Below are 15,840 nucleotides of genomic sequence, written 5' to 3'. Positions count from 1 at the left end.
CCCATGACCCGCCAACCCACCTTCTTCATCCCCCACGGCGGTGGCCCCTGCTTTTTCATGCACGACCCCAAGGGCAACTGGACGACGATGGCCGAATTCCTCGATTCGCTGCCCGCGCGCCTGCCGGAACCGCCCAAGGCCATCCTTGTCGTCTCGGGCCACTGGGAGACCGACGGCTTCGCCTTCACCGGCGCCGAGAACCCCACACTGCTGTTCGACTACTACGGCTTCCCGCAGCACACCTATGAACTGCGCTTCGATGCCCCGGGCGCACCGGGACTGGCTGCCCGCGCGGCCGGACTGCTGCAAAGCGCGGGCTTCACCGCCGCCGTCGATCCGCAGCGTGGCTACGACCACGGCGTGTTCATCCCGCTCAAGGTCGCCTGGCCCAATGCCGATGTGCCGGTGGTGGAGATGTCGCTGGACCGCTCGCTCGATCCCGCCATGCACCTTGCCGCCGGCAAGGCGCTCGCCCCGCTGCGCGACGAAGGCGTGCTGATCCTGGGTTCGGGCATGAGCTTCCACAACATGCGCGGCTACGGCAACCCGCAAGCCACCGCGCCTTCGCAAGCTTTCGATCAATGGCTGGGCGCGGCGGCGACGGCCCCTGCGGAAACCCGTGCCAAGGCGCTCACCCACTGGGCCGAGGCTCCGGGCGGCCGCTTCTCCCACCCGCGCGAGGAACACCTGCTGCCGCTGATGGTCGCGGCAGGCGCCTCCGAGGCGGCGGGCGAGACAGTCTGGTCCGATCTCGTGCTCAGCACCGCGATTTCGGCCTATCGGTTCGATTGACGAGTGGGGGCGGCACAAGCCGCCCCTTCCCCTATCTCAGTGCAACAGTTCGCACCGGTTCCGCCCGCCACGCTTGGCGGTGTAAAGCGGGCCATCGGCTGCGGCGATCCACTCCTCCGCCGTGGCGATCCTGTCGGTCAGCGGCGCGATGCCGATGCTGACGGTGACATGGATCACCCCGCCGCCCGGCAGCGGGATCGCCAGACCGGCCAGCCCCTCGCGAAAACGCTCGACCGCAACTAGCGCATCCGAAGGCTCCGTTTCAGGCAGGAGCAAGGCGAATTCTTCTCCGCCAAGCCGCCCCAGCAAGTCCACCGGACGCGAGGAACCGACCACGCTCGCCACCATCTCGCGCAGCACGGCATCGCCGGCGGGGTGGCCATATGTGTCGTTGACCGCCTTGAAGTGATCGATATCGAGAAGCGCCAGGCAGCAGGGCCTGCCGTAGCGACGGAACCGCGCGATCTCCTGCCCGGCCTTCTCGATGAAGCCCCGACGGGTCAGCGCGCCGGTCAGCTGGTCGCGCTCGGCAATGCGGCGCAGCAACAGTTCGTTCGTTACGATCCGCGCGAAATTGGAGAGCATCTCCACCTCGCTTGTCGTGAAGGTGCGCACCTTGTCGTCGATCGCGCAGAGCACGCCGACGTTGTAGCCCTCCGGCGTCAGCAGCGGCACGCCCGCATAGCTGCGCACATTGGGATCGCCGGTTACGTAAGGATTTTCGGCAAAGCGTGAATCGAGCCGTGCGTCGTTGACAAGCATGGGTTCCGACTGGCGGATCGCATAAGTGCAGAACGAGACGTTGCGCGGTGTCTCGCTCACGCCGAGCCCGCTGCGCGCCTTGAACCACTGGCGATCCTCGTCGATCAGGGTGACTGCCGCCATCGGCACACCGAGCACGGTGCGCACCAGCGCAACGATGTTCTCGAAAGGCTCCTCGGGGGGCGTATCGAGCACTTCAAGACTGCGCAGCGCCGCCAGACGGCCCGGCTCGTCGTTCAATTTCACGTCTTGCAGCATCGCGCGGTCCCGACCCGACTCCACAGGGAACTCCCGCCCTAGGCGAAAACCCTAGCCCATGATTAAAATCCTGAAAACCTCCCGAATAACGAATGGCAGCCGCCGGGGTGATTTCGTCCAAAAGCGGGCGCGGATCGGGAAATCAGGGCAGGATTTCGATCGGCGTGCCATCGCCCACCGACTGCCACAAGGCTTCGATTTCCGCATCGGATACGGCGATGCAGCCATCGGTCCAGTCGCCTCTTGCGCGCGTGGCGATGCCACCCGGCTGGCCGTGAATCATGATCATTCCACCGGGCGCGCGACCGCGCGCAGCGGCATAGGCGTTGTCGTCGGCGTTCGGATAGGAGATGTGGAGCGCGAGGTGATAGGCGCTGTCCGGGTTGCCCCAGTCGATCTCGTAACGCCCTTCAGGTGTGCGCCCGTCGCCTTCGAAGTGCTTGGGGCCCAGCGGCTGGCCGCCCAGCTGGACATGCTCGATAACGCGGACGATCCGCCCGCCGGACCACAATTCCATGCGCCGGTCGGACTTGATGACGCGGATCAGGTCGATCGGCGCCAACTCAGCGGAAGGTTGTTCGGAAGGTGGCCCGGCATGGGCGCTGCCGATGCCGAGCAGAAACAAAAGCGGCGCGAGTGGTAGCTCGCGCCGCATTGTCATCAATCCAGGAAGGGATCGCGCACGAGGATGGTGTCCTCGCGCTCGGGGCTGGTCGAAACCAGCGCGACCGGGGTCTCGATCAGTTCCTGCACGCGCTGGATATACTTGATCGCCTGAGCGGGCAGATCGGCCCACGAGCGGGCACCGGCAGTGGTACCCTGCCAGCCGTCCATTTCCTCGTAGATCGGCTCGACATTGGCCTGGTCGGCGGCGTGGCTGGGGAAGTAGTCCAGCACTTTGCCGTGCAGGCGATAGCCGGTGCAGATCTTCACCTTCTCGAAGCCGTCGAGCACGTCGAGCTTGGTCAGCGCAATGCCGGTCACGCCCGAGATTGCGCAGGACTGGCGCGTCAGCACCGCATCGAACCAACCGCAGCGGCGCTTGCGGCCGGTGACGGTGCCGAATTCATGGCCACGTTCGCCAAGGCGCTGGCCGGTCTCGTCCTCCAGCTCGGTCGGGAACGGGCCCGAGCCGACGCGGGTGGTGTAAGCCTTGACGATGCCCAGCACGAAGCCAGTGGCCGAGGGGCCAAGGCCCGAACCCGAAGCCGCGGTGCCCGAAACCGTGTTCGAGCTGGTGACGAAGGGGTACGTGCCGTGATCGACGTCGAGCAGCACGCCCTGCGCGCCTTCGAACAGGATGCGCGCGCCGGCCTTGCGGACCTTGTTCAGGCGCTTCCACACCGGCTGCGAGAACTGGAGTACGAAGGGCGCGATCTCGCGCAGTTCGTTGATCAGCGCCTCGCGGTCGACCGGCGGCTGGCCGAAGCCGGCGCGCAGCGCGTCGTGGTGGGCGCAGAGGCGGTCAAGCTGCGAATCCAGCGCGTCGAGGTGCGCCAGATCGCAGACGCGGATGGCGCGGCGGCCGACCTTGTCTTCGTAAGCCGGGCCGATGCCGCGGCCGGTGGTGCCGATCTTGCCCGAACCGGCAGCCGTCTCGCGCAGCCCGTCAAGGTCGCGGTGAAGCGGCAGGATCAGCGGGCAATTGTCCGCGATCGCGAAGTTCTCGGGATTGATCTCCACGCCCTGCCCGCGCAGCTTCTCGACCTCTGACTTGAGGTGCCAGGGATCGAGCACGACGCCGTTGCCGATGATCGACAGCGTGCCGGTGACGATGCCCGAAGGCAGGAGGCTCAGCTTGTAGACCTGCTCGCCGACGACGAGCGTGTGGCCGGCATTGTGGCCGCCCTGGAAACGGACGACGGCATCGGCGCGGCTTGCCAGCCAGTCGACGATCTTGCCCTTGCCCTCATCGCCCCACTGGGCGCCGATCACGGTTACATTGGCCATGGATATACTCCTCCACCCTGCCACGGTGGATCCAATAACGCCCTTCGACAGGACTCGGCGATATGGATTTTCATGGGACGGAAGCGCCCCGGCTTTTCGTGCGCGCCCTAGTGGCAAGGCGCATGGCTAGTCAAGTCCGCGCTCAGACCCGTGGTCAGGTGAGCGCGATCGCCTCGCCGCCTTCCAGCCGGTGCGAACAGCCGAGCGCAATCGGATCGTCGCTTTCCGACAGGGCAGCCACCGTCACCCAGCCCACCGCGCGCTGACGGGCGGCAAGCGCCGCATCGTGGCCCATCGGCAGGAACAGGCGCTGCGGCGCCTCGGCCTTGCCGGCCAGCAGGTCCACCAGCGTATCGGGATAGAGCGAGAAGCCGGTCGCCGATTCGGGATGATGGCCAGTCTGGCCGAGAATGCGATAGGTGCCGCCACGGCCAAGGCCGCCGGCAATGCCCTCGGCATAGATCGTGAAGCCGAACCATGACTGGTATTCGAAGCCATGACGCTCCGAGGGGTCCAGCGTGATCCGCGCCTTGCCGGAAACGCGCGCGGCGATCTCGCGCAGACCGGCGATACGGCTGGCCAGAGCGCCGCCGGCATCGAAGGCGGCAAGGCGCTCGATCGCGCTCTCGAACGGACCGACGGCGTAGAGCAGCGGCAGATATGCCTCGCCGCCCACATCCACCAGGCCGCCCGCATCCTTGGCGTCCAGCATCTGACGCACCGCCTCGATATTGGCAGCAGGCAGCGGCAGGGCTTCGGCCGCCAGCGTGTCGACCAGATCGGGCAACGTGAAGTCGACCGAGATGCCGGTGGCTCCGGCGGCGGTCAGCGTCTCGATGGCGAGTTCGACGATCTCGGCAGCGGCGGCGACCGAATCGGTACCGATCAGCTCGGCGCCAAGCTGGAGCCGTTCGCGGCGCGGATCGAGCCCGTCGCCCTTGATCGTGCAGACTTGCCCCGAATAGGACAGGCGCAGCGGGCGCGGCGCTTCGGCAAGGCCGGTGGCGGCGATGCGCGCGATCTGCGCGGTCATGTCCGAACGCAGCGCCAGCAGGCGCAGCGAGATCGGATCGACGAAGCGGAACATCCGCCGCACCTGCACGCCCGCCATGCGATGCGCGAGCGCCTTCTCGAACTCGATAAAGGGCGTTTCGACCCGCTCGTAGCCGTGGCTCGACAGCACGTCGTGCGCGGCACGGCGCACGGTTTGCGAGGCCCAGGCCTGCTGCGGGAGACGGTCGCCCAGTCCTTCGGGCAAGAGATCGCGGTCGTTGTCCTGCATAGCGAGGGCGCCCTTAGCCCGAAGGAAGGGCAATGTCGAATGCGCGCTGCGATTGTAGCGCGCACAAGAATGCCTGCGACAATTTGCGTGAAATTTTCTGTCAACAATCGCGGTGCATCGCGGTATCCCACAGCCCGTCGTCTGGCGGGACGAACGTTCGAATTGATAGCCCATTCCCTGCGGGGGCCGGATCGTCAGGCGTGAGCGCGGCTCCCAAGCGGGGCCTGCCCGCCTTGCGCCCTGTCCCGGCGAACACCGGTCGAGGTCGATGCGCAAGATTTCCCTGATCCTCCTGCCCCTCCTGCTGCTGCAGACCCCTGCCCACGCCCAGATGGGCGGCGATATGGGAGGCATGGGTGGAATGGGCGGCATGGGCGGCGGAATGGGAGGCGAAGGTGGTGGTGGCGGCGGCGGTGGTCGGCACCACGGCGGCATGGGCGGTGAAGGCCATGGCGGCGGTGGCGGCGGCGGTCCGCCGCACATGCCCAAGCCCATCTCGCGCGAGCACTACAACAAAATAGTCACCGCGATGTTCAAGGAGGCCGACACCGACCGCAACGGTCTGGTGACACTCGACGAATTCCACAATTATATCAACGCGCGCCGCGAAGCCGCGATCAAGGCCCGCTTCACCAAGGTCGACACGAACGGCGACGGGAACATCTCGATGGCGGAATTCACGGCCTGGCAAAAGCAGATGGGCTCGGTGGCCAGCAACGAGAACGGCGCTTTCGGCGAAGGCAGAGACCAGATCGCCGACGCGATCATGCCCGATTTCGGCAAGGACGACGACGACCGCATGCTGGCGGGCCTGATCGAGCCGATCACGGGGACCGTCATCGCCAAGGCCAATACGAATTACGATGCGGGCGTCTCGCTGGATGAGCTTCTGGCCTATGAAGGCGCGAAGTTCGATGCGGCGGACACCGATCATGACGGCTTCTTGTCGATGCAGGAACTGCATCCCCGTGGTCCGCGCGGTGGGCCGGGTGGCATGCGTGGCGGGATGCCGCCGCGGGATGAGCCCGGGCCGGTTGCGCCTTCTGCGGCGGCTCAGCAGTAGGGATTGGGCTGCCGAAACTCCTTGCGCCTTGCCGCTGGCGCCTTCGACAAGCTCAGGCTGAGCGGGTTGGGAAGTGGAATGGGAATTGTGCGAGCATCGCGTAGGGCCCGCGCGAATGACCTGCACGATTATTAAAGTTTAACCCACCCCCGCTCAGCCTGAGCTTGTCGAAGGCCGGCCACCTACGCCAGAACATCGCGCATGGCCTTCCACGCCTACATCCTGCGCTGCCGCGACGGCTCTTACTATGTTGGCCATACGGACGACCTTGAGCACCGCGTTGCCCAACACCAGACGGGCGCACTCGGCGGATACACCGCGACGCGACGGCCGGTAACGCTCATTTGGGCGGATTCATTCCAGACGCGAGATGACGCCTTTGCCGTTGAGCGCAAGCTCAAGGGTTGGAGCCGCGCGAAGAAGGAAGCCATGATGGCCGGAGACTGGGTGCTGGTAAGCGAATTGGCGCGGTGTCGGTCCGCAGTCTGACGTGGTGTGTGGTCTCGACACCCTTCGACAAGCTCAGGGTGAGCGGGGATTGGACGAATGAGCCACGGCCGGGCCTAGCACTATATCTCGACCGCCCTGCTCAAGGCCAAAACCCACCCCGCTCATCCTGAGCCTGTCGAAGGATGCCAACCCACCGCCCTCCCCAAAACCGAAAAGAGGCCGACATCCGAAGATGCCGACCCCTTCCGTTGAGAGCTCTTTGAAAAGCTGGATCAGACGAACTTGAGCGCCTTCACCGTCTTCACGCCCGGAAGCGCGGTGGCGCCCTTGAGGACGTCCTCCGGAACCGCGCTGTCGACCGAGAGCAGCAGCACCGCTTCGCCGCCGGCATCGCGGCGACCGAGGTTGAAGGTGCCGATGTTGATCGCGTTCTCGCCCAGCAGCGTGCCGATGCGGCCGATGAAGCCCGGAGCGTCTTCGTTGACGATGTACATCATGTCGCCGGCCAGTTCGGCTTCGACCTTGATGCCGAACAGCTCGACCAGACGCGGCTCGACGTTGTTGAACAGCGTGCCGGCCACCGAACGCTCGCCCGCTTCGGTCTTCACCGAGACGCGGATCAGCGTGTGGTAGTCGCCTTCGCGCTCGGTCTTCACTTCGCGCACTTCAAGGCCGCGCTCCTTGGCGAGGAACGGCGCGTTGACCATGTTCACCGTGTCCGACTGGACGCGCATGAAACCGGCCAGCACGGCGGCGGTGATCGGCTTCTGGTTCAGCTCGGCAGCTGCGCCCTCGACGTGGATCGAGATGCGGGGAACCGAATCGCGGGTCAGCTGACCGACCATCGAGCCCAGCATTTCGGCGAGCTTCATGTAGGGCTTCAGCTTCGGCGCTTCCTCGGCCGAGAGCGAAGGCATGTTGAGCGCGTTGGTGACGCCGCCGTTGACCAGAAAGTCAGCCAGCTGCTCGGCAACCTGAAGCGCCACATTCACCTGTGCTTCGGTCGTCGAGGCGCCGAGGTGCGGGGTGCAGATGAAGTTCGGCGTGCCGAACAGCGGCGAGTCCTTGGCGGGCTCGGTCTGGAACACGTCGAGCGCGGCACCGGCGACGTGGCCGTTGTCCAGCATGTCCTTCAGCGCGGCTTCGTCGATCAGACCGCCACGCGCGCAGTTGACGATGCGCACGCCCTTCTTGGTCTTGGCCAGATTCTCGCGGCTGAGGATGTTGCGGGTCTGGTCGGTCAGCGGCGTGTGCAGCGTGATGAAGTCCGCCTTTTCGAGCAGGGTCTCGAGATCGGCCTTCTCGACGCCCATTTCGACAGCGCGTTCCGGGGTGAGGAACGGATCGAAAGCGACGACCTTCATCTTCAGACCCAGCGCACGGCTGGCGACGATCGAGCCGATGTTGCCGGCGCCGATCAGGCCGAGCGTCTTGCCGGTGACTTCAACGCCCATGAAGCCGTTCTTCGGCCACAGGCCTTGCTGGGTCTGGGCGTTGGCTTCGGGGATCTGGCGGGCCAGAGCGAAGATCATGGCGATGGCGTGTTCGGCGGTGGTGATCGAGTTGCCGAACGGCGTGTTCATCACGACGACGCCTTGGGCCGAAGCGGCCGGGATATCGACGTTGTCGACGCCGATACCGGCGCGGCCGATCACCTTCAGGTTCTTCGCGGCGGCGAGGATTTCCTTGGTGACCTTGGTCGACGAACGGATCGCGAGACCGTCATAGTCGCCGATGCGGGCGATCAGCTGCTCGGGCGTTTCGCCGGTGATGACGTCTACGTCGCAGCCACGGATCTCGAAGATACGGGCGGCGTTGGGGTCCATCTTGTCCGAAATGAGGACGCGGGGCTTGGTCATGGTCTTGTTCCCTTATCGTCATCCCCGCCGTTTTTGCGGGGGTCCGCTCGTCGAACGCAGCTTGGGCGTAGGGCGGAAGGAAGGAAAGCGGGGCCCCCGCCTGCGCGGGGGCGACGCCATTTATCGGATTACAGTCTGGCTCAGCCGGCCTTGACGGTGGCGTAGGCCCAATCGAGCCACGGTCCCAGCGCCTCGATGTCGGCCGTGTCTACGGTCGCGCCGCACCAGATGCGCAGGCCCGGAGGGGCATCGCGATATCCGGCGACGTCGTAAGCCGCGCCTTCCTTTTCGAGCAGGCCGGCAAACTTCTTGATGAAGTCGGCATCGGCGCCCTCGACCGAGAGGCAGACCGAGGTCTTGGAGCGCGTGCCGCTATCGATCGCGAGGTGCGAAAGCCAGTCACGCTCGGCAACGATCTTGTCCAGCGCGTGAGCATTGGCGTTCGAACGGGCCTTCAGCCCTTCGAGACCGCCCAGACCCTTGGCCCATTCCAGAGCGAAGATGGCGTCCTCGACGGCGAGCATCGAGGGGGTGTTGATGGTTTCGCCCTTGAACACGCCCTCTGCCAGCTTGCCCTTCGACACAAGGCGGAACACCTTGGGAAGCGGCCATGCCGGGGTGTAGTTCTCAAGACGCTCGACCGCGCGGGGGCCGAGGATCAGCACGCCGTGGCCGCCCTCGCCGCCCAGAACCTTCTGCCAGGAGAAAGTGGCAACGTCGATCTTGGACCAGTCGATGTCGTAGGCGAAAACCGCCGAAGTGGCGTCTGCGAAGGACAGGCCTTCACGGTCTGCCGGGATCCAGTTGGCGTCCGGAACGCGCACGCCCGAAGTGGTGCCGTTCCAGGTGAAGAGCACGTCGTCGGACCAGTCGATCTTGTCGAGGTCGGGCAGTTGGCCGTAGTCGGCGCGGAACACGGTGGGTTCCAGCTTGAGCTGCTTGACGGCGTCGGTAACCCAGCCCTCACCGAAGCTTTCCCAGGCCAGCGCGGTCACGCCGCGGGCGCCGAGCATGGTCCACATGGCCATCTCGAAGGCGCCGGTGTCCGAACCGGGGACGATACCGATGCGATGCGTGTCGGGTAGCTGCAGAACTTCGCGCATCAGATCGATGCAGTACGCAAGGCGCGTCTTGCCGATCTTGGCGCGGTGCGAGCGGCCGAGAGCTTCGGTGTTCAGTTTTTCGGGGGCATATCCGGGCGGCTTGGCGCAAGGACCGGAAGAGAAGTGCGGACGCGCAGGTTTGCGCGCGGGTACGCTAATAATATCAGTCATTTCTGACTCTCCTTACAGAGAGCTCGCGCGGCGTTGGGGCCGCGTGGCCCGGAGCCGCGTCTAAAGACAGCAGGAAATTTGTCAAACGATTCTCCGGCCGATTGCGCCAGATCGTTACGCCGGGGCGATCCCGCGCGAATTTCCGCCACTCAATGCCTGCAATGGCCGGTGGAAAACTCGACTCCCCCGATACCAGAGGCATCCATCGCAAGGCTAATCTGGGGTTCACCAAAGGATCGGATATTAGGCGGGACCATGAAAGCCCTCCCAAAACTGATACTTACGCTGCCGCTGATCACCGTGATCGCCGGCTGCGTCGGCTCGTCCGACCAGCCGGAGCGGCGTGGATCGCGCCCCCAACAGACGTCGCTGCCGGCTACGCCGATGCCCTCCCCCGAAGCGCGGCAGTGCATGGCCACGCTGGGCAGCCAGCACGCGGTGTTCTCGCCGGTGACGGATCGCTATTACGGCAGCGGCTGTTCGACGGTGGGCACGGTGAAGCTATCCGCGCTCAACACCGATAGCGCGACCGTCACCGTGACCAACCTCGGCCCGGTAACCTGCACGACGGCAACGCCGTTCGCCGCATGGGCCCGCTTCGGAGTGGACCGCGCGGCGCAACAGATCCTGGGCAGCCGGATCATCAGCATCGAGACGTATGGCAGCTATAACTGCCGCAACATCGCCGGAACCGCGCGCCGTTCGGGCCATGCCACCGCCAATGCTATCGACGTATCGGGATTCGTGCTGGCGGACGGCCGCCGTGTCACCGTGCTGGAAGACTGGAACGGCGGCACCCCTGCCGAGCGCCGCTTCCTGCGCGTTGCGCACGACAGCGCCTGCAAGCGCTTCGGCACGACGCTGGGGCCGGACTATAACGCCGCCCACGCCAATCACTTCCATCTGGAAGGCGATGGCAAGAGTTTCTGCCGTTAAGCCGGACTGTCGGGCTGGTTGTCCGGATGGGCGGCGGCGAACGCCGGGACATCGGAGCAAGCGTTGTCGATGCGCACAAGGCCGGGATAGGGCGACAAGTCCAGATCGAAACGCCGCGCGTTGTAGAACTGCGGCACCAGTACGCATTCGAACAGCCCCGGCGCGTCGAACAGGAAGTCCCCTGCCCCGCGCTGCGCCAGGCGCGCTTCGAGGCCCTCCAGCGTACGGGCCAGCCAATGGCGGTACCACGTGTCCACCTCGTCCTGCGAATGGCCGAGATCGTGCTTGAGATAGCGCAGCACCGGCAAGTTGAGCGGGGCATGCAGCTCGGTCGCCACGGCCATGGCCAGTTCACGCGCGGCAAAGCGGTCCTCGACATCGCGGGGGAGCAGCGGACGATCCGGAAATCGCTCGTCGAGCCATTCCAGAATCGCCATCGACTGCACATAGGTGCGCCCGTCGACCTCCAGCAGGGGAACACCGCCGAAGGGGTTCAGACGGCGATATTCCCCGGAGCGCTGCTCCGCGCTGAGCAGGTTCACGGGAACCTGCCCGTATTCCAAGCCCTTGAGATTGAGGGCGATACGCAGGCGATAGCTGGTGGAACTGCGCCAGTAGCCGTGAAGGCGCATCGCCGGTCCCACTGCCTTACGATTCCGCCGCGATCTTCTCGTGCAGCCAGGCCGCATGGCGCGGTGCCTTGCGTGTGCGCGACCACTCTTCCAGCATGTCATCGGCAACCAACTTGAGGTTCGCCATCTGGTCGGCGGTGCCGAATTGCCATGCCAGTTCAAGGCGGTGGCCGTTGGGGTCGAAGAAGTAGATCGACTTGAACACGCCGTGATGCGTCGGCCCGATCACGTCGAGCCCGCGCGCCTCTACCCGCGCCTTGGCGGCGAGCAGGCTTTCCTCGCTCTCCACCTTGAAAGCGATGTGCTGCACCCATGCGGGCGTTGCCTCGTCGCGGCCCATTTCGGGGGAATTGGGCAGCTCGAAGAACGCGAGCACATTGCCGCCGCCGCAATCGAGGAAAACGTGCATGTACGGATCGGGCGCGCCGGTGGAGGGCACCTGATCTTCCGCGATGGCCAGCATGAAATCCATGCCGAGCACGTCGCGGTAGAAATCCACCGTCTCCTTGGCGTCGCGGCAGCGGTAGGCCACGTGGTGAACGCCGCCGAGCTTGGGGGCGGTTTGCAGGGCCATTTCAGTCATCCGTTCTCTCCGTATTCCCGAGGTGGTGTGCCGCTCATGCTTCGACAAGCCGGCATGATCCTTCGACAAGCTCAGGATGAGCGGAGGGAGGTTTTAAGCCGCCCCTTCTCCCCGCCCTTTCTCTTCCACCCCAATAAACCAAATCCCGCTCACCCTGAGCTTGTCGAAGGGTCATCCCCGACACGTTGGCAGCAGTAAATTCTTACTCCGCCGGTTCCTCAACCTTCAGCACCCCGCGCCGGATCTGATCCCGCTCCATGCTTTCGAACAGCGCCTTGAAGTTGCCGTTCCCGAAACCGTCGTCGCCCTTGCGCTGGATGAATTCGAAGAACACCGGCCCGACGCGCGCCTCGGCGAAGATCTGGAGCAACAGGCGCGGCTGTCCGCCGTCCGTCGTTCCATCGAGCAGGATACCGCGCATCTTGAGCTGGTCGGCCGGCTCGCCGTGGTTCGGCAGACGTTCGTCGAGCATCTCGTAATAGGTTTCCGGCGGCGCCGTCATGAACGGCACGCCCAGCGCCTTGAGCTTGTCCCACGCCGCGATCAGATCGTCGCAGATCAGCGCGATGTGTTGGATACCCTCGCCATTGAAGGCGCGCAGGAACTCGTCGATCTGCCCCTTCCCGCCCTCGGCCTCTTCATTGAGCGGGATGCGGATCTTGCCATCCGGCGCGGTGAGCGCCTTGGAGGTAAGGCCGGTATATTCGCCCTTGATGTCGAAGAAGCGGATCTCGCGGAAGTTGAACAGCTTCTCGTAGTAATCCGCCCAATAGGCCATGCGACCGCCGTAGACGTTGTGGGTCAGGTGATCGATCAGGTCGAAGCCCGCGCCCACCGGATGGCGATCGACGCCCGGCAGGTATTCGAAGTCGATGTCGTAGATGGTCAGTGCACCATCACCGTCCCGCTCATAACGGTCGATCAGGTAGATGATCGAATTGCCGATGCCGCGAATGCCCGGAAGGTGCAGTTCCATCGGGCCGGTCGCGACCTGAATCGGCTCGGCCGAACGGGCGAGCAGTTCGGCATAGGCCGCGCGCGCGTCCTTGACGCGGAAGCCCATGCCGCAGGCGGAGGGGCCGTGCTCGCGGCTGAAGAACCACGCCGGGCTCTGCGGCTCGTAATTGGTGATGAAGTTGATCTGGCCCTGACGCCACAGCTCCACATCCTTCGAGCGGTGACGCGCGACTTTGGTGAAGCCCATCGTCTCGAACACCGGTTCGAGAATGCCCTTTTCCGGTGCCGAGAATTCGACGAACTCGAACCCGTCGAGGCCGATGGGGTTTTCGAACAGGTCGGTCATGCGATCGTTTCTCCGAAGGGGGTTTCGTCGGCCAGCAGCGCGCCGGCGGGGATCGGCGCCTCATGGCGCCAGCGTTCGTAGACCGGGCCGAAGTCCAGCCCGACAAGGTCCTCGATCAGCTGGGGCAGGCTTTCGAGAACGAAATAGCCCTTCTGGAAGCTGTCGATCGTATAGCCCGTGCGCATCACCCGCACCGGATCGAACGGCAGGCGCAGGACCTCGCGGTCTTCCAGCGAGAACTGCGTCTCGCCCGAGGAGGAGATGATCCCCGCCCCGAACACGCGCAGCCCCTCAGGCTCGCGCACGAGGCCGAACTCGATGGTGTACCAGTAGATCCGCGCCAGCATCGGCAGCGCGTCCATCGCCATCGCCCGCGCCCCGGCCTTGCCGTAGAGTTCGAGGAAATCGGCGATAGTGGGATCGAGCAGCATCGGCACGTGCCCGAAGAAATCGTGGAACACGTCGGGCTCGACCAGATAGTCCAGCTCGTGCTCCTCGCGCAGCCAGCGGGTGACCGGGAAGCGGCGGTGGGCGAGATGGTCGAAGAACACCGCGTCGGGAATGAAACCGGGCACGCCGACAAGCTGCCAGCCGGTCGCCGGGCCGAGCACGGCATTGGCATCCTCGAAACGCGGGATGCCGTCGGCACAGTCCAGCCGGGCCAGACCTTCGCGGAATGCCGCGCAGGCGTGGGTCTCGACAAGCGCCGACTGGCGCGCGTGGAGGCGGCGCCAGCGGTCGTGCATTTCGGGGGTATAGGCGTGCCAGTGCTGGCCGACCGTGTAGTCGTCAGCCGCGCCTTCGTACTCTCCGCGAAGGCCGCTTGTAGTTGTCTCGGTGCACGGCGTCTTCATGTCCGGCGAGGATAACACAGGCATCGCAAGAGATGCGTGCGATTGCACCCGCCATTCAAGGTGGTATTGGTGACTTCAACCAAAAATAGCGCCACAGACAGGTGATTCATGCAGCTGGACGAATTCGACCGCAAGATCATCGCATCGCTTCAGGAAGACGCGCGCATGCCCGTCGCCCAGGTGGCCGAGCGCGCCGCGCTCTCCGCCACCCCGGTCAGCCGCCGCATCAAGCGACTGGAGGATGAAGGCGTGATCCGGGGCTATGCGCCGGTGCTGGACTTGCGCAAGCTGGGCTTCGAGCTGGAGGCCTATGTGCTCATCAACCTCAACGCCCATGTCGACGAGATCATCCGCCGCTTCGAACAGGCGATCCGCGAACACCCTTACGTGATCGCATGCAATGCAGTGACGGGGGACATGGACTACCTTGTCCACGTCGTGGCGCGCAATGTGGACCATCTTTCGCAGATCACGCTGAAGACACTGCTGCGCATTCCCGGCGTGCGTGATGTGAAATCGATCATCGTGCTGGAAGCGGTCAAGGAAGCGCGGGCGCTGCCATTGGAATGAAGCCGAATTCGCGCAATGCAGGGCCGCATGCGGTCTATTCACTTGCGCGAACGACAGCGCATTCATAGCCGGATCCACACCACGCGAGCCCGCCACCGATGCCCCAGATCGACATCCAGCACTTTCCTGCTCCGCTGCGCTGGTCCTTGCTGATCGCGCTTTCCGTGCTGGCTGCGGCCGTGCTGGAGATGATGGGGCTGCCTGCCGGTCAGTTGCTGGGGCCGATGCTGGTGGCGATCGTGTTCGCGCTGATCGGTTCGCCCCTTTCCACGCCTCCGGTCATGTTCAGTGCCTCTCAGGCGCTGATCGGGTGCCTTATCGCCTCCTCGCTGGGGCCGGACATGCTGCCGCAGGTCCTGCGGGAATGGCCGATCTTCGTATTCGTCTCGGTCGCCACGCTGGTCGTCGCTTTCGGAACCGGGCTGCTGCTGGCGCGGCTGAAAATCCTGCCCGGCGCGGTGGCAATCTGGGGCTCGGCACCGGGATTGGCCACGGCCATGGTGCTGATGGCGCGCGATTATGGCGAGGATTACCGCCTTGTCGCCTTCATGACCTATTTGCGCGTGCTGATGGTCGCCATCGGCGCCTCAACGCTGGCAATGGTCTTCGCGACCGGCAGCGGTCACGCCGCCGATGTCCGGCCGGACTGGCTGGCGCCGGTCAATCTTGCCGGTCTGGCGATGACGCTGGCGGTGGCGGCGATCGGCGCCGTGGGCGGCAGACTGGTGCGCCTGCCCGCGCCCAACATGCTCGGTCCGATGATCGTGGGCACCGTGCTGCAAATGTCGGGACTGATGGCCGGCTTCGAGCTGCCGCGCCTGCTTCTGGCGACGGCCTATGTGATCGTCGGCTGGGGCATCGGCATGCGCTTCACCCGCGAGACCGTGGAGCGCGCCCGCAAGGCCTTTCCCGCCGTGGTCGTCTCGATCGCGGCGATGATGACGGCGTGTTTCCTGCTCGGCCTGCTGCTGACCCGGATCGCCCATGTCAGCATCGCCACCGCCTATCTCGCGACGAGCCCGGGCGGGATGGACTCGATCGCCATCATCGCCGCCAACTCGCCGGTGGACATGGGCTTCGTGATGGCCATGCAGACGATGCGGATGTTCGCGATCCTGCTGCTGGGGCCGACAATCGCCCGCACCGTGGCGCGCCGGGTGGCGCCGCCGCAGGATTGAGCGCCCCAATCCTCCCCTGCAAGGGGAGGGGGACCGCCCGGAGGGTGGTGGAGGGGTGTCAGCCTCTCAGTAGTGCACGGCGGAAACCGAGACA

16 protein-coding genes are annotated in these 15,840 nt (G+C 65.2%); 6 read left to right on the top strand and 10 right to left on the bottom strand.

Annotation, left to right across the window (positions count from 1 at the left end):
- Positions 1-3 precede the first annotated feature (3 nt).
- A complete protein-coding gene (locus AC1VVK_RS14830) occupies positions 4-792 on the top strand; it encodes a DODA-type extradiol aromatic ring-opening family dioxygenase (RefSeq protein ID WP_482903569.1) in 789 nt (262 codons plus the stop codon).
- Between the two features lie 36 nt (positions 793-828).
- Here AC1VVK_RS14830 and AC1VVK_RS14825 read toward each other — a convergent pair whose 3' ends face one another.
- From AC1VVK_RS14825 to AC1VVK_RS14810, 4 genes are all read right to left on the bottom strand, one after another.
- Positions 829-1,809 carry a sensor domain-containing diguanylate cyclase gene (locus AC1VVK_RS14825; protein ID WP_482905179.1) on the bottom strand — a complete coding sequence of 327 codons (981 nt, stop codon included), beginning with the start codon at positions 1,807-1,809 and terminating at the stop codon, positions 829-831.
- A 145-nt stretch (positions 1,810-1,954) separates the two neighbouring features.
- On the bottom strand, positions 1,955-2,467 hold the full coding sequence (locus AC1VVK_RS14820) for a L,D-transpeptidase family protein (protein ID WP_482903568.1): 513 nt from the start codon (positions 2,465-2,467) through the stop codon (positions 1,955-1,957).
- Positions 2,468-2,472: 5 nt separating this feature from the next.
- Entirely contained in the window at positions 2,473-3,762 is a 1,290-nt protein-coding gene (locus tag AC1VVK_RS14815) for an adenylosuccinate synthase (protein WP_482903567.1), read from the bottom strand.
- A 154-nt stretch (positions 3,763-3,916) separates the two neighbouring features.
- The gene (locus AC1VVK_RS14810; RefSeq protein ID WP_482903566.1) at positions 3,917-5,044 is read right to left on the bottom strand and encodes an ATP phosphoribosyltransferase regulatory subunit; all 1,128 of its coding nucleotides are present in this window, start codon (positions 5,042-5,044) and stop codon (positions 3,917-3,919) included.
- 268 nt (positions 5,045-5,312) lie between these two features.
- Between AC1VVK_RS14810 and AC1VVK_RS14805 the strand changes: the two genes are divergently transcribed.
- Entirely contained in the window at positions 5,313-6,107 is a 795-nt protein-coding gene (locus tag AC1VVK_RS14805; RefSeq protein ID WP_482903565.1) for an EF-hand domain-containing protein, read from the top strand.
- Positions 6,108-6,308: 201 nt separating this feature from the next.
- Entirely contained in the window at positions 6,309-6,596 is a 288-nt protein-coding gene (locus tag AC1VVK_RS14800; protein WP_482903564.1) for a GIY-YIG nuclease family protein, read from the top strand.
- 233 nt (positions 6,597-6,829) lie between these two features.
- Here AC1VVK_RS14800 and serA read toward each other — a convergent pair whose 3' ends face one another.
- The gene (gene serA / locus AC1VVK_RS14795) at positions 6,830-8,416 is read right to left on the bottom strand and encodes a phosphoglycerate dehydrogenase (protein WP_482903563.1); all 1,587 of its coding nucleotides are present in this window, start codon (positions 8,414-8,416) and stop codon (positions 6,830-6,832) included.
- A gap of 140 nt (positions 8,417-8,556) precedes the next feature.
- The gene (locus AC1VVK_RS14790) at positions 8,557-9,690 is read right to left on the bottom strand and encodes a phosphoserine transaminase (protein WP_482903562.1); all 1,134 of its coding nucleotides are present in this window, start codon (positions 9,688-9,690) and stop codon (positions 8,557-8,559) included.
- A 255-nt stretch (positions 9,691-9,945) separates the two neighbouring features.
- Between AC1VVK_RS14790 and AC1VVK_RS14785 the strand changes: the two genes are divergently transcribed.
- Positions 9,946-10,626, top strand: a complete 681-nt coding sequence (locus AC1VVK_RS14785) for an extensin-like domain-containing protein (protein ID WP_482903561.1) — start codon at positions 9,946-9,948, stop codon at positions 10,624-10,626.
- Here AC1VVK_RS14785 and maiA read toward each other — a convergent pair.
- The 4 genes from maiA to phhA all read right to left on the bottom strand — a co-directional run bounded on the left by maiA (position 10,623) and on the right by phhA (position 13,998).
- Positions 10,623-11,258: a maleylacetoacetate isomerase gene (maiA, locus tag AC1VVK_RS14780; RefSeq protein ID WP_482903560.1), complete on the bottom strand. Its 636-nt coding sequence runs from the start codon at positions 11,256-11,258 to the stop codon at positions 10,623-10,625. The genes AC1VVK_RS14785 and maiA overlap by 4 nt on opposite strands.
- 16 nt (positions 11,259-11,274) lie before the next feature.
- Entirely contained in the window at positions 11,275-11,841 is a 567-nt protein-coding gene (locus AC1VVK_RS14775) for a VOC family protein (RefSeq protein ID WP_482903559.1), read from the bottom strand.
- Positions 11,842-12,043: 202 nt separating this feature from the next.
- A complete protein-coding gene (hppD, locus tag AC1VVK_RS14770; protein WP_482903558.1) occupies positions 12,044-13,144 on the bottom strand; it encodes a 4-hydroxyphenylpyruvate dioxygenase in 1,101 nt (366 codons plus the stop codon).
- Positions 13,141-13,998, bottom strand: coding sequence for a phenylalanine 4-monooxygenase (gene phhA, locus AC1VVK_RS14765; RefSeq protein ID WP_482905178.1), 858 nt, complete (start codon positions 13,996-13,998; stop codon positions 13,141-13,143). Before phhA ends, hppD begins: the two co-directional genes overlap by 4 nt.
- A gap of 108 nt (positions 13,999-14,106) precedes the next feature.
- Between phhA and AC1VVK_RS14760 the strand changes: the two genes are divergently transcribed.
- Both AC1VVK_RS14760 and AC1VVK_RS14755 read left to right on the top strand, forming a co-directional pair.
- Positions 14,107-14,568 (top strand): Lrp/AsnC family transcriptional regulator, encoded by a 462-nt coding sequence (locus AC1VVK_RS14760; RefSeq protein ID WP_132389450.1) that lies wholly within the window; start codon positions 14,107-14,109, stop codon positions 14,566-14,568.
- A gap of 98 nt (positions 14,569-14,666) precedes the next feature.
- On the top strand, positions 14,667-15,746 hold the full coding sequence (locus AC1VVK_RS14755; protein ID WP_482903557.1) for an AbrB family transcriptional regulator: 1,080 nt from the start codon (positions 14,667-14,669) through the stop codon (positions 15,744-15,746).
- Positions 15,747-15,840: the final 94 nt, after the last annotated feature.

The sequence above is a fragment of the Novosphingobium sp. BL-S-32 genome, assembly GCF_056857055.1.
This window is presented reverse-complemented; position numbering and strand designations above follow the sequence as displayed.